The organism is Actinotalea sp. (assembly GCF_035443605.1).
In the GTDB taxonomy this organism is placed as follows: domain Bacteria; phylum Actinomycetota; class Actinomycetes; order Actinomycetales; family Cellulomonadaceae; genus Actinotalea.
The window spans coordinates 1-19,986 of record NZ_DAORSQ010000047.1 but is presented as its reverse complement, the minus strand read 5'-3'; the positions used below and the strand labels follow the sequence as shown (position 1 = coordinate 19,986).

Annotated in this window: 18 protein-coding genes; 9 read left to right on the top strand and 9 right to left on the bottom strand. The window is 74.8% G+C overall.

Annotated elements, in window-relative coordinates; all coding sequences use genetic code 11:
- Together PKY62_RS07080 and PKY62_RS07075 are read left to right on the top strand one after the other, a co-directional pair.
- The coding region (locus PKY62_RS07080) for a hypothetical protein (RefSeq protein ID WP_324536006.1) at nucleotides 1-2,659 on the top strand (2,659 nt) is incomplete at its 5' end.
- A gap of 57 nt (nucleotides 2,660-2,716) precedes the next feature.
- Nucleotides 2,717-4,213: an NYN domain-containing protein gene (locus tag PKY62_RS07075; protein WP_324536005.1), complete on the top strand. Its 1,497-nt coding sequence runs from the start codon at nucleotides 2,717-2,719 to the stop codon at nucleotides 4,211-4,213.
- Between the two features lie 56 nt (nucleotides 4,214-4,269).
- On the opposite strand, the gene PKY62_RS07070 is transcribed toward PKY62_RS07075, so the two are convergent.
- Nucleotides 4,270-4,677 carry a pyridoxamine 5'-phosphate oxidase family protein gene (locus PKY62_RS07070; RefSeq protein ID WP_324536004.1) on the bottom strand — a complete coding sequence of 136 codons (408 nt, stop codon included), beginning with the start codon at nucleotides 4,675-4,677 and terminating at the stop codon, nucleotides 4,270-4,272.
- 103 nt (nucleotides 4,678-4,780) lie between these two features.
- Nucleotides 4,781-6,130: an aspartate aminotransferase family protein gene (locus PKY62_RS07065; protein WP_324536003.1), complete on the bottom strand. Its 1,350-nt coding sequence runs from the start codon at nucleotides 6,128-6,130 to the stop codon at nucleotides 4,781-4,783.
- A gap of 279 nt (nucleotides 6,131-6,409) precedes the next feature.
- On the opposite strand from PKY62_RS07065, the gene PKY62_RS07060 reads away from it, so the two are divergent.
- Nucleotides 6,410-8,101: a diguanylate cyclase domain-containing protein gene (locus PKY62_RS07060; RefSeq protein WP_324536002.1), complete on the top strand. Its 1,692-nt coding sequence runs from the start codon at nucleotides 6,410-6,412 to the stop codon at nucleotides 8,099-8,101.
- 7 nt (nucleotides 8,102-8,108) lie between these two features.
- Here PKY62_RS07060 and PKY62_RS07055 read toward each other — a convergent pair whose 3' ends face one another.
- The 3 genes from PKY62_RS07055 to PKY62_RS07045 all read right to left on the bottom strand — a co-directional run bounded on the left by PKY62_RS07055 (nucleotide 8,109) and on the right by PKY62_RS07045 (nucleotide 11,286).
- Complete coding sequence (locus tag PKY62_RS07055; RefSeq protein ID WP_324536001.1) at nucleotides 8,109-9,893, bottom strand: HD domain-containing phosphohydrolase; 1,785 nt, start codon at nucleotides 9,891-9,893, stop codon at nucleotides 8,109-8,111.
- 70 nt (nucleotides 9,894-9,963) lie between these two features.
- A complete protein-coding gene (locus tag PKY62_RS07050) occupies nucleotides 9,964-10,383 on the bottom strand; it encodes a VOC family protein (protein ID WP_324536000.1) in 420 nt (139 codons plus the stop codon).
- Nucleotides 10,384-10,497: 114 nt separating this feature from the next.
- Nucleotides 10,498-11,286, bottom strand: a complete 789-nt coding sequence (locus PKY62_RS07045; protein ID WP_324535999.1) for a sulfite exporter TauE/SafE family protein — start codon at nucleotides 11,284-11,286, stop codon at nucleotides 10,498-10,500.
- Between the two features lie 330 nt (nucleotides 11,287-11,616).
- On the opposite strand from PKY62_RS07045, the gene PKY62_RS07040 reads away from it, so the two are divergent.
- Together PKY62_RS07040 and PKY62_RS07035 are read left to right on the top strand one after the other, a co-directional pair.
- Nucleotides 11,617-12,189 carry an OsmC family protein gene (locus PKY62_RS07040; protein WP_324535998.1) on the top strand — a complete coding sequence of 191 codons (573 nt, stop codon included), beginning with the start codon at nucleotides 11,617-11,619 and terminating at the stop codon, nucleotides 12,187-12,189.
- 109 nt (nucleotides 12,190-12,298) lie between these two features.
- Nucleotides 12,299-12,811, top strand: coding sequence for a nucleoside deaminase (locus tag PKY62_RS07035; RefSeq protein ID WP_324535997.1), 513 nt, complete (start codon nucleotides 12,299-12,301; stop codon nucleotides 12,809-12,811).
- Here the strand turns inward: PKY62_RS07035 and PKY62_RS07030 are convergent.
- Together PKY62_RS07030 and PKY62_RS07025 are read right to left on the bottom strand one after the other, a co-directional pair.
- A complete protein-coding gene (locus tag PKY62_RS07030; protein ID WP_324535996.1) occupies nucleotides 12,808-14,079 on the bottom strand; it encodes an acyltransferase family protein in 1,272 nt (423 codons plus the stop codon). The two genes, PKY62_RS07035 and PKY62_RS07030, sit on opposite strands and share 4 nt — an antisense overlap.
- Nucleotides 14,080-14,148: 69 nt before the next feature.
- Nucleotides 14,149-14,346, bottom strand: coding sequence for a hypothetical protein (locus tag PKY62_RS07025; RefSeq protein ID WP_324535995.1), 198 nt, complete (start codon nucleotides 14,344-14,346; stop codon nucleotides 14,149-14,151).
- 316 nt (nucleotides 14,347-14,662) lie between these two features.
- On the opposite strand from PKY62_RS07025, the gene PKY62_RS07020 reads away from it, so the two are divergent.
- Nucleotides 14,663-15,151, top strand: coding sequence for a hypothetical protein (locus tag PKY62_RS07020; RefSeq protein ID WP_324535994.1), 489 nt, complete (start codon nucleotides 14,663-14,665; stop codon nucleotides 15,149-15,151).
- Nucleotides 15,152-15,217: 66 nt separating this feature from the next.
- Here PKY62_RS07020 and rlmC read toward each other — a convergent pair whose 3' ends face one another.
- Complete coding sequence (gene rlmC / locus PKY62_RS07015; RefSeq protein WP_324535993.1) at nucleotides 15,218-16,342, bottom strand: 23S rRNA (uracil(747)-C(5))-methyltransferase RlmC; 1,125 nt, start codon at nucleotides 16,340-16,342, stop codon at nucleotides 15,218-15,220.
- Nucleotides 16,343-16,481: 139 nt separating this feature from the next.
- Between rlmC and PKY62_RS07010 the strand changes: the two genes are divergently transcribed.
- The 3 genes from PKY62_RS07010 (at nucleotide 16,482) to PKY62_RS07000 (ending at nucleotide 19,655) form a co-directional block, all read left to right on the top strand.
- Nucleotides 16,482-18,374, top strand: a complete 1,893-nt coding sequence (locus PKY62_RS07010) for an AAA family ATPase (RefSeq protein WP_324535992.1) — start codon at nucleotides 16,482-16,484, stop codon at nucleotides 18,372-18,374.
- Nucleotides 18,375-18,440: 66 nt separating this feature from the next.
- Nucleotides 18,441-18,980 (top strand): DinB family protein, encoded by a 540-nt coding sequence (locus tag PKY62_RS07005; protein WP_324535991.1) that lies wholly within the window; start codon nucleotides 18,441-18,443, stop codon nucleotides 18,978-18,980.
- A gap of 39 nt (nucleotides 18,981-19,019) precedes the next feature.
- Nucleotides 19,020-19,655, top strand: coding sequence for a transcriptional regulator (locus PKY62_RS07000; RefSeq protein ID WP_324535990.1), 636 nt, complete (start codon nucleotides 19,020-19,022; stop codon nucleotides 19,653-19,655).
- A 9-nt stretch (nucleotides 19,656-19,664) separates the two neighbouring features.
- On the opposite strand, the gene PKY62_RS06995 is transcribed toward PKY62_RS07000, so the two are convergent.
- Nucleotides 19,665-19,952 (bottom strand): DUF1905 domain-containing protein, encoded by a 288-nt coding sequence (locus PKY62_RS06995; RefSeq protein WP_324535989.1) that lies wholly within the window; start codon nucleotides 19,950-19,952, stop codon nucleotides 19,665-19,667.
- Between the last annotated feature and the right edge of the window lie 34 nt (nucleotides 19,953-19,986).

The window sequence follows — 19,986 nt, the reverse complement described above, 5'->3', positions numbered from 1 at the left end:
CGACGTGCGCGACGCCGTGCGGCAGACCGCCGAGGCGAGCCGCGTGCTGGCGTCGGCGGCGAGCACCTGGCGCGTGCGGCCGCAGCTCGCCGTCGACCCGGCCGTGTTCGCCCAGGTCGCGGCACTGGACGACCTCGTCGTCGGGCCCGGGGCGCTGCCTGGCCGCGCGGTCGTCACCACGCCGCGGCCCTTCCTGCGCTGGGACCCGGTCCCGCCGCCCAGCCTCGTCGCGCGCGCGCCGCTGGGCACGGGCGAGCAGCTGTCGAGGCTCGTCGTGCGCACCGGCCTGCCGGCCGGCTCCCCGGACGCGATCGTCGCGAGCGAGCGGCACGTCGTGCCGGCCAAGACCACGCAGGTCGAGGCCGAGACCGCGGGCCGGTTCGACGTGGCGATCGGCTCGGCCGACCCGACCGTCCAGCGCACCGCCTACGGCTGGGCGCTGCGCGAGCGCGGCACGCTGCTGGACCAGTTCGTGCCCGACCTCGACAACCCCGGCCAGGTGGTCGAGCAGCCGGGCATCGCGCTGCACCAGCGCCCGGGCGCCGACCCGGACACGCTCGTCACGCTGGCCCAGATCACCGCGGTGCGCGACACCCCGCTGGGGGAGGGCCAGTACGTCGTGCACGACGTCGACGAGCTGACCCTGCCGTACCTGCCCGATCCCTACGCCGCCGGCGTCGCGCTGGTGTTCTACGACGCGGGTGCGCCCCACCTGCTGCCCGAGCCGCGCGTGCTGCAGGCCGTGGTGCTCCCGTTCGACGGCGACTGGCCGCGTGTGCGGCCGCTGCGCCTCGTCGTCGAGGCGGCGGCACCCGGCGCGGAGCTGTCGGCACGCCTCGACGGCGCCACGGTCCGGGTGGGCCTGCCGGCCGGCGAGCAGGTGCGCGTGGCGATGTCCTCGTCGCTGCGCCGCGAGGACCTCGACCGCTTCGGCCTGTGGCGCTCGCACCTGGCGAGCACCATCGACCCGGACGGTGACGGCTCGGCGTCCGAGGCCGAGGTGGTCGCGGCCGCTGCGCTGCTGCGCGCAGCGGTCTCCGGCTGGACGTGGTGGCTCACGCCGTCCGTCGACCTGCGCCTCGTGCACGCCGTCCCCGCCCCCGTGCGCCCGCCGTCGCTGGTCGCCCTGCGGGTCCTGCTGCGCCCGCCGGGGCTGACGGTCGCCCAGCTCGCCGGGCTGGCCGACCTGCACGGCGCCAGCACGGAACGCCTCGTGGTCCGCGGCTCCTGGACGGAGCAGGTGGACGACGTCGCGACGCCCGGCCCCACGACCGTGGCGCGCGACGACGTCGTCGTCAGCTCACCCGTGGCCGGGACCGAGCGGTTCGGCCTGCTGACGTTCGTGGACTTCCTGCCCTTCGGGCCCGCGGCCGCGATGGTCGGCCTGGCCGAGGGCGGGCTGGGGCTGCACCGCGCGGTGCACACCTTCCCCGACACCCACCACCGGCGCGTGACCTACACGCCCAGCGGCGTGACGCGGTACCGCGAGTTCTTCTCGGCGGCGGACGTCCCGGCCGACGACGACCCGGCGCTCGCGGGCACGCCCGTGGTCCTGGAGGTCCCCAGCTCCGCGCGCCCCGCGGCACCGGACCTCGTCGACGCCGTGCCGCTGCTGCGCTGGGAGGAGCAGACCGAGCCGGACCACCCGTTCGCGCTGCGCCGGGTACGCCGCTCTGGCGTGCGGCTGTGGCTGCGCCGGCCGTGGTTCTCCTCGGGCGACGGCGAGCTGCTGGGCGTGGTGCTCTCCGCGACCGGCGCGGAGCCCGACTCCTCGATCAGCCTGTGGGGCCGGGACCCCACGGTGCTGGGGGCGGCCACGGGTGACGCCACGCGCCTGCCGCTGCTCGGGCTCGGGCACCTGCTCATCGCGGCCGTGGGCGGCACCACGGTGCCGCAGCCGGCCCGCCCGGTCGGCCCGGCCGCGACGGTCCCGCTCGTCGACCTGCCCGACGCGCCCTCGGCTCGCGTGCTGCCCTACGCGCCGGAGTTCCACCCCGGGACGGGCCGGTGGTACGTCGACGTCGCGGTGGAGGACGGCCCCGCCCTGTGGCCCTTCCTGCGGCTCGCCGTCGCGCGCTACCAGGAGCACTCCATCGCCGGCTGCGCGCTGTCGCCGATCGGCCTGACGGGCTGGGTCCAGCCGCTGCCGACGCGCACCACGACGGTGAGCCGGCCCGACGCCGACCGCGTCCGCGTGACGGTGACGGGAGCCGTGGCCTTCCTGCGGGTCCGCCGGCGCCACGAGGACGGCGCGGGCGCCGACGGCGTCGCCGATCTCGACGCCGACACCCCGACCGGCGGTGCCGCGGCGTTCGACCGGTTGCTGCGGCTGACCCGCACGGTGCACGCGACCGTGCAGGTGCTGCCCGACGGTGCGAGCGACCTCGAGTGGCACACGGTCGCGCGGCGGCGCCTGCCGGCCGTGGGCGTCGGGGACGAGACGACGTTCCGGGTGACGTGGACCGGCGAGCTCGCGCTGCCGCCCGTCGGTGCGCGGCCGGTGCCGCTCGACCTGCGCACGCCCGGGACGCAGCTGCGCTGGCGCGTGCTCGTCGAGGAGCGCGAGCTGCTCGACGCGGACCCGGTCGACGAGCCGAACATCTCCGGTGCGCCCACCCTCGTCCCGCGGGTGGTCTACGCCGACGCGATCCCGCTCTGAGGGCCCGCCGGGCGCCCCCGGTCCCCGCCCGGGCCCCGGGGCGAGGAGGATGGCGGGGTGACCACCCCCGACACGTCCGAGCCCCGCCGGCTGCGCTGCGCCCTGTTCGTCGACTTCGACAACGTCTACATCGGCCTGCGCCGCCTCGACCCGGCCGCGGCCGAGGCGTTCGCCAGCTCGCCCGCGCACTGGCTCAGCGCGCTCGAGACGGGCAGCGACGACGAGGGGGAGTTCACGCGGCGCTTCCTCATCCGGGCCTGCTACCTCAACCCCTCGGCGTTCTCGGAGTTCCGGCCGTACTTCACGCGCGCCGGGTTCTCTGTGGTGGACTGCCCCTCGCTGACCCAGCAGGGCAAGTCGAGCGCCGACATCAACCTCGTGCTCGACGCCGTGGACGCGCTGAGCGCCGAGACGCGGTACGACGAGTTCGTCATCCTCTCGGCCGACGCCGACTTCACGCCCCTGGCCCTGCGCTTCCGGGCGGCCGACCGCCGGGTGACCATCGTCACCGCGGGTCCGGCCGCCAGCGCCTACCGTGCCGTCGCGGACACAGTGGTCACCGCGGACCAGCTCGCCGAGCTGGTCAAGCCGACCGTGCTGGACGAGCCCGTGGTGCGCGTCGAGGTTCCGGTGCCTGCCGCGACACCCGTCGGCGACGCTGCCCAGATCGAGCTCCAGCCTCCGGCCGCGCCGGGGGATCCCGCGGTCGCCGCACCGGCACGGGCCACCCGGCGTCGACGCGCGACCGCCCCGGCCGCGGGGCCGGTCGATGTGCCGGCGACCGCTGCGGCGACCACGGAGGAGATCCCGCTCGACGCTGCCGAGGTCGACGGTCCGACACCCGTGCGGGCCGCGGGCCGTCGCCGCGCGGTTGCGCCCGCCACGACGATGACGCCGGTCGTGGAGCTTCAGTTGCCGCCAGAGTCGCCCGCACGCAAGGCCGTCCTGCGGCTCGTGCGCTCGGCCGACCGTCCTTTGGTGGGCGGCTTCGTCGCCACGGCGGCGCAGAAGGCGGATCCTGCAGTGAATGCCGCGGGGTGGGGTGGCACGGGCGGGTTCTTTGGCTGGCTGGCACGCACGGTACCCGAGCTCGGGTCGGCCTCGAAGCCAGCTCCCGGTTTCGTCTGGGACCCGAAGCGGTTCAGTGAGGCGGACCTGCCGTCGGCCAGCCCGGTCGACCTGCCGCCCCTACAGCGACAGGTCGTCGACGTGACCGACATCCCCAACCTCCCCCCGGACCTATATCGCTTCCTGCTGAACGCCCTGGCGAAGGACGTGCATGCGCAGCCGTTCAACCGTCAGGAGACCGCCAAGCGGGTCCGCGACGCGTGTCAGGCGTCGGGCAAGAAGATCGGCAAGGCCTCGGTGAACGCGGTCGTGGCCGGCGTGCTGTACGCGGGGCTGGACCTTGCGGCGAAGCCTGCTGCGACCAAGGTCGCAGAGACATGGGCCAGCCACGTCGTCGGGCTGTGCCGCGGCGCCCGCATGCAGCTGCGCTCGCAGGACGTCGCGGCCATCCGTGACTGGGTCGGCGGCGGCCTTGTGAAGAGCTGACGATCCGCTCGTGGGTCAGCGGCGGCCTCGTCAGGTCCTGAGGCGAGCGGTCGTCGTCAGTCGCGCTCGAGCCGGAACGTCCGGCCGGTGATCTCCTCGACCTCGATCGCGACGAGCTCGTACTTCTCGGTGGGCACCCACGGGTAGAGCGGGACGGCGGCGACGGCGTCGGCCTCGGAGTCGTGCAGGTGGCGGGCCGTGCCGCGCACGATGACGCTCGTCGCGCTCCTGCGGTCGAACTCGTCGACCTCGAGCGCGACGTTCTTGTGCATCGTCACGCCCAGCAGCTTGCTGCCCTCGGCGGTCCGGAACACGAGGCGGCCGTCTGCCACCGCGAAGTTGACCGGCGTGATGTGCACCTCGTCCGCCAGGCGGTACGCCAGACGGCCGATCTCCTGGGCCGCGAGGAACGCCCATGCCTGCTCCGTGGACAGGACGGAGACGACGTCGTCGGACGGGTTCATGGTCACTCCTCCGCTGGGTGGGCTCGGTGCACCCGAGCGTAGCCACGCGGGACCGGCCGCACCTGGGACGTCGTCCCCGGTGCGGCCCCGCTGGCCGTGCGGCTCACCTCGTGGTCAACGCGTGCGCGAGCTCGTCGAAGCAGGCGACGTAGGCGTCGACGGCCTCGTCGGTGTGGGTCACCGACAGCGTCCACTCCTCCTCACGCCCCGGCGTCATGAAGATGCCGCGGTTGAGGTTGAACAGCCAGGCGAGCGTGGACAGCTCGGCGTCCTGGTTGGCCTTGAACGACTCGTAGTCGACGATCGGCACGGGGGAGAACGTCACGCACCCCTTGGACGCGAGCCCGACGGCGTACCCCGGCAGGTGGTGGCGCTCGACGACGTCCGTGCAGCCGGCGAGGATCCGGGCGTTGAGGTGGTCCAGGTGCGCGTAGGCGTCCGGGGTCAGCACCTCGAGGAGGTTGGCCCTGGCCGCGGCCATGCCGAGCGGGTTCCCGTTGTAGGTGCCGACCTGGTAGACGGTGCCGTCCGCGACCACCGACATCACCTCCTCGGTGCCGCCGATCGCGCCGGTCGGCAGCCCGCCGCCCAGGGCCTTGGCCAGCGTGACGAGGTCAGGGGTGACCCCGAAGTGCTCGGTGGCGCCGCCGGCGGCGATGGTCAGGCCGGTCTTGACCTCGTCGAAGATCAGCACGATCCCGTGCCGCGCGGTGATCTCGCGCACCGCGGCGAGGTAGCCCGGCTCGGGCAGGACCACGCCGAGGTTCATCATCGCCGGCTCCATGATCACGCACGCGGGCTTGCGGCCCTCCGCGGTCAGCCGCACGATGCGGCGCTCCATGGCGCCGGCGTCGTTGAACGGCACCGGGATGGTCATCTGCACGGTGGCGTCGGGGATGCCCGCGCCGTAGGCGAGCGACGCGAGGTCCTCGCGGTCGCCGATCTTGTCGTACTCCACCCCGATGGAGACCATCACGGTGTCGTGGTGCCCGTGGTAGGAGCCGAAGATCTTCATCACGGTGTCCCGGCCCGTGTAGGCGCGGGCGATCCGGATGGCGTCCATCGTCGACTCGGACCCGGAGTTCGTGTAGCGCCACTTCGGCAGGCCCCAGCGACGGGCGAGCTCGTCACCGACGACGATCGCGTCCTCGGTCGGCGCGGCGAAGTGCGTGCCCCGGGGGTACCGCTCGGCGATGGCGCGGCCGATCGCGGGGTGCGCGTGGCCCTGGACCATCGAGCCGAACCCGTTGTGGAAGTCCCACATCCGGTTGCCGTCGACGTCCCAGACCACGGGGCCGTCGCCGCGCTCGAGGTAGATCGGCCACGGGTCGCGCAGCTGGTAGGACGACGCGACCCCACCCGACAGGTGGCGCCCGGCGCGCTCGTAGGTGGCGCGCGACCCCTGGGTGCGCGCGTCGAGGCGTGCGGCCTCACGGGCCGTGAGCTCTCGCACGCGCTGACGGTCGATCCGGACGGTCTGGTGTGCAGGCATGGCTCTCCCCGCCCGGCCGACCTGGCGCCTGGGCATCGTGGAGGAGGTGGTGCTCCCTGACCGGCCTGGCGTCAAGGCCCTCCGAGGTCTAGAACACTAGGCGACAACGCGCGCGGGCGGCAGGTCCGCGCGCGGACTCGTCGGCCGGACCAGCGGTACGGTCGGGCTCACGTCCGCCGCCTCGGATGCCGATGTCTCGGCCGGAGACGCGTGCGGGCTGCGCCGGGAGAGGGAGGGTCGATGGCCGCGTCCGACGTCGTGCCCTCACCTCCCCTCGCCTCGCCGCATGACCTGCGGCGCGACCCCGTTCTCGTCGCGCTCGCGGTGTCCGCCGTCGGGACCGTCGTCGGGTACGGGCTGGGCCTCGGCTCGCTCACGGCGCAGGTGGCCCTGTGCTGGACCCTCCTGGCCGTGCTGCACGTGGGCCTGGCAGCGACGGCAGCCCGCATCGCGCGCAGGTCCGTCGCCTCGACGCCTGGCCGGCGAGTGTGGGGCGCCATCGCCATGGCGGGGGTGGCGTACGCCATCGGGGACGTGGTCCAGCTGGTGCTCGTCGCGACCCGTCCGTTGACCCTCCCGGTGATCCTCGGCGGGCCCGTGCAGACGCTCATGGTGCTCGTCGGCACGGCCCTGCCCATCGGCGTCGCCGTGCTCCTCACCCCGTCGATCGGGTACGGCTCGCGGCGCTCGCGAGCCCGCCTGTGGATCGACGTCAGCATCGTCATGGTCGCCGCCACCACGTTCGGGGCCTTCGCGTACGTCCCGGTCGAGGGTGCCGGCCTGCTCACCACCGCGCTGGGGCTGGTCGTCGGGCCGGGGATCTTCCTCGTCGGCGTGCTCGGAGTGGTGAAGCTCGTCTTCAGCGCCCGGCCGCCGTTCTCGTTGCTCGCGGGGCAGACGCTCGGCGCCGCCGCGGGCCTCGAGGGCATGGTCCAGGCCGGGACGAGCCTGCTCGTCGCGCAGGGGCGGGTCTCCTGGCTCCTGGGGCTCACCCTCGTGTCGAGCGGCCTGCTGCTCACCTCCGCGCGGATCCAGTGCCTCCAGGTCCGCGCCGCGACGGACGTCGTGCGGACGAGGAGCCGACGTCGCTTCAGCCTCATGCCCTACGCGGCGCTCGGAGCCACCTACCTCCTGCTCGTGTGGGTCCTGCTGCAGGAGGACCTCACGGGCGCCGAGTGGGCCGTCGTGGGCGGGGCGGTGCTGAGCACGGGCCTCGTGGTGGGCCGACAGCTCATCGCCTTCACCGACAACACGAGGCTGGTCGACCGGCTCGACACCACGGTCGACGAGCTCCGCACGCTGCTCGCGGAGCGCGACCGCCTCGCCACGCGCCTGCGCTACGAGGCGCTGCACGACCCGCTCACCGGCCTGGCCAACCGCGCGCTGCTCGACGAGCGGCTGCGCGAGGCGATCTCCCGCCTCGGCTCTGGCGCCGGCCACCTGTCGCTCATGATCGTCGACCTCAACGAGTTCAAGCAGGTCAACGACCGGTTCGGGCACGCCGCGGGCGACACCCTCCTCGTCGAGACGGCCCGCCGGCTGGGCGTGTGCGTGCGGGACCGCGACGTCGTGGCGCGCCTCGGCGGTGACGAGTTCGCCGTGCTGCTCGAGGACCTCCCGCACGGCGCGGTGGAGGTGGCGTGGCGCATCGTCGAGGCGGTCGCCGAGCCGGTCGTCGTCGGCGACGGGGACGAGGTGAGGGTCAGCGCGAGCCTGGGTGTGGTCTCGACGGCGGACGCCGGCCGGACCGCGGAGGAGCTGCTGCACGGGGCCGACACGGCGATGTACGAGGCCAAGCGCTCCGACGGCGTGGGCCACCGGCTGTGCGCCGTGACCCTGGAGCCGGCGGTCGAGGCGGCGGACGGCGACCGCGAGGACCGCGATCTCGAGGACGACGATCTCGAGGACGACGAGGAGTCGGCGGCGTCGTAGGCGCCGGTCAGTCGAAGGTGCAGCCCGACGTGCTCGCCCCGTCGAGCGTGTTCCCGTTGAGCGCGGCCCCGACGAAGCTCGAGCCGGTGACCGACGCACCGACGAAGCTGGCCCCGGTGAGCCGGGCCCCGGCGAACGACGTGCTCGAGATGCTCGTCCCGTCGAGGTCCGCGCCGTTGAGCTGGGCACCGGTGAAGTCGGCACCGCTGAGGGTCGCACCCGTGAGGTCGGCGCCCGACAGGGTCGCGTTGACGAAGCTGCCCGTGAGGGTCACCCCGGACAGGTCGCACGAGGTCAGGTCCGCCCCGTCGAGGTTCGCGGAACCGGCGCGGGCCCGCGCGCACGGGGTCGTCCCCGGCGCGGGCGCGGGCGGCGGGGCGGGCGCGGGGGTGGACGTCGACGCCGGCGCCGGGGCCGGGGCGGGCCCCGAGGTCCCCGCTCCGGTCCCGGTCTCCACGGTCGGTGTCCCGGGGCCGGCGGTGGGTGCGGGGGTGGGCGCGGGGGTGGACGGCGACGGCGTGGTCGTGGAGCCGGGCGAGGCGGCCGGCGTGGCCTCCTGCTGCCCGGTCCCGGCGGCGCCCTGGCGCGAGCCCGCGGCCGGTGCGGCCTCGACGGCGACGTCCGCGGTGGTGGCCGGGGGGTTGTCGAGGGCGGTGGTCGAGGGGCTGGTGAGGGCGAGGGTGGCGCCGAGGAGGGCCGCGGTCGCTGCCGCGCCGGCGGTGGTCGCGGCGGTCGTGGCGTTGGTGGCGAGGGTGGCGAGGTTGGGCAACGGGGTCGCGCCGAGTCCGGGCAGGGAGGAGAGCAGGGACAGCGGCCCGGCGGCGAGCTGGAGCTTGCCGAGGCCGACGGCGAGCATGGCGCGCACGACGTCGGGGTCGAACTGGGTGCCAGCGGAGCGGGCGAGCTCCTCGCGGGCGGCCTGGGCGCTGAGGGGCTTCTTGTAGGAGCGGGTCGAGGTGATGACGTCGTAGGTGTCGGCGACGGCGACGATCCGGGCGGCCGGGCTGATGGCCGTGCCGGCCAGCCCGTGGGGGTAGCCGGCGCCGTCCCAGCGTTCGTGGTGCTGGGAGATCGCGCCGAGCCATGGTCCGAGCCACGAGGCCAGGGGTGCGGCGATGCGCAGGCCCGTGGTGGGGTGGGTGGCCAGGACCTGCCACTCGTCGTCGGTCGGGCGGGTGGTCTTGTTGAGGATCTCGGCGGGGACGTCGAGCTTGCCGATGTCGTGGAGCAGGGCGGCCCAGGACAGCTTGGCTGCGTCGGGTTCGGACAGGCCGAGCTCGGTGGCGATGAGGGCGGCGTAGGCCTGGACGCGTTCGGAGTGGCCGCGGGTGACCTCGTCGTGGGCGCCGATCGCGGCGACGAGGTCCAGGAGCAGGGCGGCGTGGTCGTGCTCGTCGGTGGGGGTGGTGCCGTGGGCGCGGTCGTGGTCGATGCGCGTCCGCAGGGCGGCGGGGGAGTAGTGGCGGGCGGCGACGGCGAACCGGGAGGGCGCGCGGTCGGGGAAGTACAGGGTCAGGCGCAGCAGGCTCGACAGGGGCATGAGGCGCCGGGCCAGGCGGGTGGCGACGAGGAGCAGGCCGGTGGAGACCGTGATCTCGACGGCGATCCAGGCCCAGGGGTCGACCCCCAGGCGGGCGGCGGGCAGCCAGCGTGCTGCGGCCACGCCGAAGCCGATGGCCAGCACGAGGGGAAGGGTCACGATGAGCACGCGGACGACGCCGGCGGCCACCGGGCGGGGACGCCACCGGCCGAGCTCGGCGTCCTCGTAGTTCTGCGTGGGCCCGGACGTCACGTGGCCCCTATCGGCAGGATCCCGACGATCTTGAGACCGCCCGGGCGTGTCGGGCGGGCCCCGACCCGCCTCAGCCCGCAGGCGTGCCCTCGGCGTTGACCATCCAGCTGATCCCGAACCGGTCGATGCACATGCCGAAGGTGTCGCCCCACGGAGCGGTCTCGAAGGGTGCCGTCACCGTGCCGCCGTCGACGAGCCCGGTCCAGCAGCCCCGCAGCTCGGCGAGGTCCGCACCGAACAGGGCGACGGAGTGCGCCGAGCCCTCGGCGAGCTCCATGGCGTTCGGGGTGTCCGACGCCATGAGCACGAGGCCGCCCGGGGTCGTCAGCTGGGAGTGCATGACCTTGTCCTGCTCCGCGGGGTCCTCGCTGATCCCGAACTCACCGAACGTGGTGATCGTCAGCTCCCCGCCGAGCACCGAGCGGTGGAGCTCCATGGCCGCCCTGGCGGTGTCACGAAAGCTGAGGTACGGGCTGAGGCTGGTCGCCATGGGATCTCCTCGGTGCGTGCGTGCGTGCGTGCGTGCGTCGGTGCGTGCGGACGGGATCCGGATCACCCTGGCTGCCCGTGCGGCCATCGGCAACCGGAGCGGCGACGGGCCGACTCATGGCCGCCGCAGGGCGCGGTGGGCCAGCTGCGCCGCGGCGACGAGCACGAGGACGGCGAACACGATGGTGGCGGCCCGGGCGGGCACGGCGAACGCGATCGCCACCCCCGCGAACGAGGTCGCGGTGGCGGTGAGCCCGACGACGGCGCCCTCCCGCGCGTCCACCCGGCCCGTGCGGAGGTTGGCCAGCGTTCCGGTCGCGGCGGTCGGCAGCATGACGAGCAGCGACGTGCCCTGCGCGAGGAGGTTGTCCACCCCGAAGAGGAGGACGAGGGCGGGGACCAGGACCAGCCCGCCGCCGATGCCGAACAGGCCGGAGGTGACCCCCATGAACACCCCGACCGCGACGAGGGCGAGCCCGGCGGCCGGCGTCAGCTCGAGCGCGGCACCGCGGGTCGGCACCGTGAGGACCATCCGGACCGCCACGAGCACCAGCAGGCCGACGAACATCCAGCGCAGCCGGGGCAGCGGGGTGCGGTGCAGCAACCAGGTGCCGAGCCACGAGCCGGCGACCCCGCCGACGGCGAGGATCGCACCGAGGGTGAGGTCGGCCTGCCCACGGGCGAGGTAGGTCAGCGACCCGGCCAGGGCCGTCGGCACGATGGCTGCGAGGGACGTGGTCGACGCGCGACGGTCGTCCATCCGGGCCAGACCGATGAGCAGCGGGACCATGAGGATGCCCCCGCCCACCCCGAGTGCGCCGGAGAGCAGGCCGCCGACGGCGCCGATCGCGGCCAGCGTGATCCAGTGCCGTCGGCCGGGGGCTGTGTTCGCGGCCGGGTGCACCTCGCGATGCTACGCGGGGCGGCACCCGTCCACATCGCGGACGCTTGCTTGTCCACATCTCAACAAGGTGGTTCATTCCTCCCCATGACGTCGACGCGGGCACTGGGCACCGCCGCTGCACTGGCAGCGGTCGGTCGGCCCGTCGCGTCCGTCGGGCGGGCCACGATGCCCGCAGCCTGCGCGCGAATGCTCTAGGGCGCGCGCCCTCCCCGAGCCCCACGGCCCGACGACCTCCCACCCTGCCGGGTGATGTCCTCGCGCGGTGCCGGGCCGCCCGGCGCGCGTCCGCACGGCACCCCCCACCGTGAACGAGACCCGCAGGAGACCGCCATGTCCACCATCGCACTGACCGCCACCGCCCCCACCACCAGCGCCACCGAGCTCGTCGCAGCCAGGGACGCCTCCCTGGTCGGCATCATCGCGGCCACGGCCGGCGCCGTCGCCCAGGACGCCTCGCGCGGCCTGGTGGCGTTCACCGCGACCGGCACGGCGACGGGTTCCGTCGCCACCGACGTCCGCACGCGCCAGCACGGCTTCGTCGTCGACGAGCCGGCGTCCCTCGGGGGCGACGACTCCGCGACCAACCCCGTCGAGTACGCCCTCGGGGCGTTCATCGGCTGCCAGGTCGTCACCTACCGGTTCTGGGCCGCGCACCTGGGTATCCGCCTCGACGACGTCAGCATCACCGCCGTCGGTGACCTGGACGTCCGCGGCTTCTTCGGCCTCGACGACTCCGTGCGGGCCGGGTTCACCGAGGTCCGCCTCGACGTGCGGCTCAGCGGTCCGGAGACGGCAGAGCGTTACGCCGAGCTCCAGGCGGCGGTCGACGCGCACTGCCCGGTGCTCGACCTGTTCGCCAACCCGACGCCGGTCCGGACCGTCGTGAGCGTCGACGCGACCTGAGCGTGGACGTGGCGGCCCGGGGTGCACCCGCCCCGGGCCGCTGCCGCGCGCCCGACCGGCTGACACGGCTCCTGCGCGGCGCGAGAATGGTGGCAGGCAGGTGATCTCGATGACCTCGATCCTCGTCCCCGCGGCCGTCGCAGGCCTGTCCGTGGCGCAGGAGGAGCGTTGGCTGGCGGCGGCGATCGCCCTGGCCGTCGAGAACGTCGCGGCGGGCGGCGGCCCGTTCGGCGCCGTCGTCGTGCGGGCGGGTGCGGTGCTCGGCACCGGCCAGAACCGGGTCACCCGGGACCTCGACCCCACGGCGCACGCCGAGGTGGTGGCGATCCGGGCGGCGTGCCGCGCGACCGGCGCGTTCGCCCTCACCGGAGCCACCCTGTTCAGCTCGTGCGAGCCCTGCCCCCTGTGCCTGACGGCGGCGCTGTGGTCGCGGGTGGACCGCGTGGTGCACGCGGCGAACCGGGACGACGCCGCGCGCGCCGGGTTCGACGACCGCGCGTTCTACGACCTCCTGGCGCAGGACCGCGCCACCTGGCCGATGCCCGTCGTCGAGCGTCGCGTGCCCGGTTCTCGGGCGCCGATGGACGCATGGCTCGCCCTGGGCACGCGCGTCGAGTACTAGGCGGGCGCCGCGCTCGTCGCGAGCACCCGCCAGGCCGCGGCCAGGAGGGCAAGGTCGAGCAGGCTCGACGAGGGCAGCCCCAGCATGCCGGCGCCCCACCACGTGCCGAAGCCGGTGGTCGAGACGCTGAGGAGCACGAGCGGGACCGCCACGGCGACCGGCGCCAGCGGGACGCGCCAGGCGCGCCACCCGCTCACCCGCGCGAGCGCTCGCCGCTCGGCAGCCTGCGCCCGGCCGGCGAGCCACCACGCCCCGGCGAGCACGACGGCGACGCCGAGCAGGTGGGCGGCCCACCATGCGGCGCCCAGCGGGGCAGCGTCGAACCCGAGCCACCAGGCCACGCCCGCCACGAGGGCGACGATCGGGATGTGCCACAGGTAGATGCCGATGCCCCGCGCGCCGAACGCGCCGACGGCAAGGTACAGCCGGTCCGCGGCGAGCCGTCGGTCGAGCCACGGCCACAGTGCCGCGAGGCCGAGCACCTGGGCCACGGCGTAGAGCGCGACGACGAGCGTGGGCGGCGACAGGTTGGACGGCTCGGGGTCGCCGACGTAGCTGACGAGCACGGCCGAGTACGGGCCCAGCACGCCGAGGGCTACGGCGGTGGTAGCGGCGACGACGGCGCCGAGGAGCAGGCGGAGGCGGGGCGCGGTCCGCAGCGCCGGCAGGTGGTAGCCGAGCTGGTGCGCGAACCCCCACACGAGCAGGAGGTTGAGCCAGCCGAGCGCCGGGTCGACGTTCCAGCGCAGAAGGTCCACGGCGAGGACCGTCACGAGCCACGCGGCGAGCGTGGGCCAGGGTCGGGCGGTCCACCGCACGGTCCACGGCGCGGCGACGACCACCGCCGCGTACACGCCGAGGAACCAGACGAGCTGCGCGGCGAACCGCCCTGCGGGCTCGGCAAGGGGCAGGACGACCGCGAGCGGCAGCAGCACCGCGGTCCACACCGAGGTGTACAGCAGGGCTGGCGTGCTGAGCCGCAGCAGCCGGCGTCGCCAGAACGCTGCGACGTCGGGCTCCCGGCGCCACGAGGTGGCGTTGGCGATGCCGCCCGCGGCGAAGAACAGCGGGAGCACCTGCAGCAGCCAGGTCAGCCAGGCCACGTCCGGCCGTCGGTCCAGGACGTTCGCCGGGACGCCCGTCCCGACGTCCCACGCGAGCGCGTGCGCGAGGACGACGACGCCGAGCGCGAAGGCCCTGGCGGCGTCGAGCACCCGGTCGCGACCCGCGACGGCGGTGCGCGCACGGCCGCGCGCCGACCTGCCCATCCTGGCCTCCCCGGGTCGGAGCTCGCCCCCTCACGATCGTCCCACCGGGGCGGCGGGTCCGGGTCGGGCTCAGCAAACCAGGCGGAGGCGACCGGGACCCTGCGGGTCCGGCAGGGTCTCGACGTAGTAGTCGTACAGCGGCACGTCGTCCGGGTGCTGGTCGACGTCGACGACCTCGACGGCGAGCAGGTCGCCGGGCGTGTGCGGGTCGTTGGAGGTGATGGCCTGCCCGGCGAGCGGGCCGTTGACGAAGAGGTACTCGGGCATCTGGTGACCTCCGAGGATCGAGTGCGGTGGCGCGGTGTCGCGCGGGGGAGGGTGGTGCGTGGCTCGTCCGGCGGTGGTGCGCCGGGGCCCGAGCGGCGGCTGCGGCTGCGGCAGCGCGGCCTGGTGGCTCGGGTTCCACGCTAGCCGACGTGTGTGAACGGCGTGTGACGCGGCGCGGGCGATCCGGTGCACGACGCGTCGCCGACGGCGTGGACCGGTGCCGCGTTCACAGGTGCCACCTGGCGGGCACCCAGGCCGGGCGCAGCGGGGAGGTCGACGGTTGTCCTCATCAGACCGACGTCCCGAGGAGAGCACCATGACCACGACCGAGATCGACCAGACCACGCCGACCGCACCGGCATCCGTGCCGGAGCCGGTCGCCACCGAGCAGGCCTCGACGCCTCGGCAGCACCCGGCCGGGTACCCGGAGCTCGCCCTCGCCGACGCCCCGCCCCGCCGCGGCCGGCTGGCCCGGCTGCGGGCCGGGGCCGGGTCGCACCCCGTCGTCACCGGGTCGCTGGCCGGGGTGCTCGCCGTGGGCGGTGCCTTCGGTGCCGGCTACGTCGTGGGGCAGGATGCGGGCGCCGCCTCCGCGGTGACGTCCGTGACCTCGGGCGTGACCGACCAGCTCGGGCCCGGTGGCGCGACGGGCGACCCGGGCACACCGCCCGACATGGGCGCGCGGCCCGACCGGGGGACGGCGCCGGACCAGGGCACGGCGCCCGGGACGGACACCGGCACGGGCGCCGACGACGCCACGACGGACTCGGGCGTGACCGACGGGACGGCCGACGCCGGCGCCTGACCGGCCGCGCCGCCGGCGCGACCCCGTCGCCGGCGGCCCCCGGGTCGACCACGGGCGGTCCGTGCGTCAGCCGCGCTCCAGCAGCACGATGGCCTCGTAGTGCGCCGTCTGCGGGAACATGTCGAGCACCTGCGCGCGGCGCGGCACCAGGGACGGCATCGCCGCGAGATCGCGGGCCAGCGACGTCGTGCTGCAGCTCGAGTAGACGACGTGCCGCACCGCCGAGGCCTCGAGCCAGCCGGCCAGCTCCGGGCCGAGGCCCCGCCGGGGCGGGTTGACCACGACGAGCTCCGGCGCGGCGGCGGCGCCGAGCGCGAAGGCCGTGGCGTCGCCGACCGCGAACCGCACGCGGTCAAGGCCCGCCTCGTGCGCGCTGCGTCGGGCGCCCGCCACCGCCTCCGCGCTGGTCTCGACCCCCAGGACGTCGCGGTCGGGGGCGGCGCAGTGCAGGGCGAAGCCGCCGACGCCGCAGTACAGGTCCCAGACCGAGGCCGGTGCGATCTCGGTGACCCACGCGCGCGCCTGGCGGTACAGGGCGGCCGCGACGTCGGTGCTGGTCTGGAAGAAGCCCTGCGGGCGCAGCTGCAGGTCGATGTCGTTGACCCGCATGCGCAGCGACGTCACCTCGGTGAGCAGGATCTCGCGGTCGCCCTCGACGACGGCCTTGTGCTCCGGCAGCAGGTTCACCGACGCGACGACCATGCGGGGCAGCGCGGCGCGCAGCCACGGCAGGTGCTTGCGGATCCGGGCCAGCGGCTCGGTGGACCGCAGCACGAGCCGGACCATGAGCTCGTCGTCGGGCGACTGCGTGACGATCACGGACTTCAGCTCACCGGTGCGCCGCGCGACGTCGTACGGGGTCAGTGCCGCGCGGGTGACGAAGTCCGCCAGGACGGGCAGGCAGGCCTGCAGCCCCGGCGGGTACAGGCCGCAGTCGCGCAGGTCGACGCCGTGCCCATGGGCGTCGAGGATGCCCAGCGTCGGCCGGTCCACGGTGCCGCCCGCGACCATCTTCGCCTTGGTGCGGAAGCCGGCCTCCGGCCCGGTGACGGGCTCGAGCCAGGTCAGCCCTGGACGTTCGCCGAGCGCCTCGCGGCAGTGCCGCTGCTTGGCCGCCACCTGCTCGGGGTAGGGCGTGCCCATGAGCGTGCACGAGCGGCACCGCGCTGCGTCGAAGTGGGGGCACTGCATGCCGGTCAGGCTAGTCGTGGGTCCGGCGTCGACCGTTCACCCGTTCGCCACAGCGCGATTGCCCCAAATGTCCGGTTCGAGCAGCATGGGGGTGCCGCCGCCGTGCCCACGGTCGGCGACCGCCTGCGGAAGGACACCCGTGCCGCCCTCGCCCCTGACCCCGCTCCGGGGCTCGCAGCACGACATCGCGATCGAGCGCGACCGGATGCGCCGCCGCCGGGTCTACCGCGCGGCTGCCGTCGTCATCGCGCTCGAGGTCTACCTCGTGGTCATGCCGCTCACCGGGCGCTCGGCGATCCCGACGCTGCCGGCCGTCGACCCCCTGGTGGTCGTGCCGGCCGTGTTCTTCGTCGCCCTGCTGGTCATCCTGCTCGGCTCGCAGGTCGTCACGGGGCGGTCGCCGCACCTGACGTACCGCCCGGAGCAGGTGGACGTCACGCTGGACGACGTCATCGGCATCGACCCCATCAAGGAGGACGTGCGGCGCTCGATCGACCTCTTCCAGACCCATCGCCGGTTCGCCGCGCAGATGGGTGGGACCCCGCGTCGCGGCCTGCTGTTCGAGGGGCTGCCGGGCACCGGCAAGACGATGACGGCCAAGGCGATGGCTGCCGAGGCAGGGGTGCCCTTCCTCTTCGTCTCGGCGACGTCGTTCCAGTCGATGTACTACGGCGCCACGGCCAAGAAGATCCGCGCCTACTTCAAGGCGCTGCGCAAGGCGGCGGTCGCCGAGGGCGGGGCGATCGGCTTCATCGAGGAGATCGACGCGATCGCGATGCGCCGCGGCGGACTGGTCGAGGCCGCGAGCGGGCACGGTGCGGCGTTCGACGGCGGCCCCCGAGGGACGGTGCGGAACGCGGTGGTCAGCGAGGGCACCGGTGGCGTGGTCAACGAGCTGCTCGTGCAGATGCAGTCGTTCGACGAGCCGACCGGATCGGCACGCCTGCTCAACCGCCTCATCGCCGGCGTCAACCTGCTGCTCGCCGCGGACCGCCAGATCCAGCAGGTCAAGCCGGTGCGCGCGCCGATCCTGCTCATCGCGGCCACCAACCGCGCCGACTCGCTCGACCCCGCTCTGCTGCGCCCCGGCCGCTTCGACCGGCGGCTGACGTTCGCAGCGCCCGACGTGCACGGCCGCCGCGCGCTGGTGGACCACTTCCTTGCTCGCCGCTCGCACGAGCCGGGGCTGGACGACCCGAAGGCCCGCGACCTCGTCGCGGCGGCCACGAACGGCTGGACGCCCGTGATGATCGAGCACCTGCTCGACGAGGGCCTCGTCAACGCGCTGCGCCGCGGCGCGGACGCGATGTCCTTCGAGGACATCGAGCACGCCCGGATCACCGAGATGGTGGGCATCGGCCAGCCGGTCGCCTACACCGAGGCGGAGCAGCGGCTCATCGCGACCCACGAGGCAGGCCACGCGGTCGTCGCGTGGCTCGTGGCCCCGAACCGGACCCTCGAGGTCCTGACGATCGTCAAGCGCGGCACGGCCCTCGGCCTGCTGGCGCACAGCGACACCGAGGAGGTCTACACGCGGTCCACGGGCGACCTCCGTGCCCTGGTGCAGATCGCGATGGGTGGACTGGTCGCCGAGGAGCTCTTCTTCGGCGAGACGACCACGGGCCCCGCGAGCGACCTCGCCGCGGCGACGCGCACGGCAGCGCAGATGGTCGGCGCGGCCGGGATGACCGGGTCGCTGGTCTCGTTCGCCGCGACGGGCAAGGAGCTGGTCGGCGCGGTGCTCGCGGACACGGCGGCCCGCGCACAGCTCGAGGAGGTGCTCGACGACGCACGCCAGCGCGTGCTGTGGCTGCTCTCGCGCAACCGCCACCTCGTCGAGGCGCTGCGCGACGCGCTGCTCGAGCGCCACGAGCTCATCGGGCCGGAGATCACCGACGTGCTCCTCGCCGCGACGCGCACGCACGAGTCAGTGCTGCCCGACGGCTCCTCGGTCGCCGACGAGGTCGTCGCGGCCGACGGCGACGCGCGGGACGGCCGGCCGGACGGGGGCGCGCGGTCCTCCGTGGCCTGAGCACCGGCCGACGGCTCCCGCTGGACCGGCGTGCCGGTGTCGGACGGCGGCGGTAGTTTCGCCCGCATGACGACCATCGACGAGCACGGCCGCCCGGAGGCGCCGAGCAACGCGGACGAGACCGCCACGCTCCTGGGGTTCCTCGACTACCAGCGCGCGACCCTGGAGTGGAAGACCCGCGGGCTCGACGCCGCCGGCCTGGGCGCCACGATCCACCCCACGACGATGACGCTGGGCGGTCTGCTCAAGCACCTCGCGTACGTCGAGGACCTGTGGCTCCACCGCGTGCTGCTGCACGAGATGCCCGCGCCGCCGTTCGACACGGTGAACTGGGACGCGGACCCGGACTGGGACTGGCACTCCGCTGCGGACGACACCCCCGACCAGCTGCGCGCCCTGTGGTCCGGGGCCGTCGAGCGGTCGCGCACCGCGGTGGCCCGGGCGCTGGCCTCCGGTGGCATGGACCAGCCGGCGCGGCACGAGTTCGAGGACGGCACCGCACCCAGCCTGCGCTGGATGGTGGTGCACATGATCGAGGAGTACGCGCGGCACAACGGGCACGCCGACCTGCTGCGCGAGGCGGTCGACGGCGAGGTCGGGGAGTAGTCCCGGCCGGTCGGCCGGCCGCCGTCGTAGGGTCGCGGCATGGTCGTCGCGTCGTCCCCCGAGCTCCTCGTGCTGCACGCGCTGCGGCTGCGCGGCATGGCGGACGACGGTGCGGTCGCGCGGCGGTTCGGTATCGCCCCCGCGGTGGCCGGTGAGCTGCTGCTCGACGCCCAGGCTCGCGGGTGGGTCCGACGGGTGGGCTTCGTGGAGCTGTCGGGCTGGGCGCTGAGCGACGCCGGTCGTGCCGAGCTCGGGGGGCTGCTCGCGGCGGAGCTCGCCGCGACGGGGGAGCGGGCCGTGGTCGAGGCCACGCACGCCGACTTCGGCGCGCTCAACACGCGCCTGCTGACGGCGGCGACGCGGTGGCAGATCCGGCCGCTGCCTGGCGATCCGCTGGCGGTCAACGACCACACCGACGCGCGGTGGGACGACCGCGTGCTCGACGAGCTCGGCTCGCTGCTGCGCGCCGTCGTGCCCCTGACCGAGCGCCTCACCGCTGTGCTGCCGCGCTGCGACGGGTACCCGGAGCGGCTCGCCCTTGCCCTGACCCGGGCCGAGCGCGGCGAGCGGTCCTGGGTCGACCGCCCGGGGAGCGACTCGTTCCACGGCGTGTGGTTCGAGCTGCACGAGGACCTGCTGGCCACCCTGGGGATCGAGCGCGGTGCCGAGGACTGACCGGCTCCGTCACACCCGCACGGTGAGGCGCAGCGACACGATGTCGCCGATCTCGAGCACCTCGGCCCGGCGGACCGCGTCCTTGATCGGCACGAGGTAGCGGCCGTCCTTCGGGAACAGCGAGGTGGTCCACTCGGTCCGGCCCAGCCGGACGGTGACGGGGATGACGCCCCAGCCGTAGCTCACCAGCGCGGCGGCCGCCCGGATGGCCGCCGACTCGCCCTCCGGCACGGGCACGAAGTGGTACGGCGAGGGCCCCCGCCAGTGCACGATCTCGCCGCTGAGCTCCAGGTCCATCCGGTCAGGGTACGGACGCGGGCGGGGCGCCGCA

Coding starts and splice junctions, on each gene's coding strand:
- PKY62_RS07070 (WP_324536004.1), bottom strand. CDS start 4,677: ATGAACCCGTCCGACGACGTCGTCTCCGTCCTGTCCACGGAGCAGGCA.
- PKY62_RS07060 (WP_324536002.1), top strand. CDS start 6,410: ATGGCCGCGTCCGACGTCGTGCCCTCACCTCCCCTCGCCTCGCCGCAT.
- PKY62_RS07050 (WP_324536000.1), bottom strand. CDS start 10,383: ATGGCGACCAGCCTCAGCCCGTACCTCAGCTTTCGTGACACCGCCAGG.
- PKY62_RS07040 (WP_324535998.1), top strand. CDS start 11,617: ATGTCCACCATCGCACTGACCGCCACCGCCCCCACCACCAGCGCCACC.
- PKY62_RS07035 (WP_324535997.1), top strand. CDS start 12,299: ATGACCTCGATCCTCGTCCCCGCGGCCGTCGCAGGCCTGTCCGTGGCG.
- PKY62_RS07030 (WP_324535996.1), bottom strand. CDS start 14,079: ATGGGCAGGTCGGCGCGCGGCCGTGCGCGCACCGCCGTCGCGGGTCGC.
- PKY62_RS07025 (WP_324535995.1), bottom strand. CDS start 14,346: ATGCCCGAGTACCTCTTCGTCAACGGCCCGCTCGCCGGGCAGGCCATC.
- PKY62_RS07020 (WP_324535994.1), top strand. CDS start 14,663: ATGACCACGACCGAGATCGACCAGACCACGCCGACCGCACCGGCATCC.
- rlmC (WP_324535993.1), bottom strand. CDS start 16,342: ATGCAGTGCCCCCACTTCGACGCAGCGCGGTGCCGCTCGTGCACGCTC.
- PKY62_RS07005 (WP_324535991.1), top strand. CDS start 18,441: ATGACGACCATCGACGAGCACGGCCGCCCGGAGGCGCCGAGCAACGCG.
- PKY62_RS07000 (WP_324535990.1), top strand. CDS start 19,020: ATGGTCGTCGCGTCGTCCCCCGAGCTCCTCGTGCTGCACGCGCTGCGG.
- PKY62_RS06995 (WP_324535989.1), bottom strand. CDS start 19,952: ATGGACCTGGAGCTCAGCGGCGAGATCGTGCACTGGCGGGGGCCCTCG.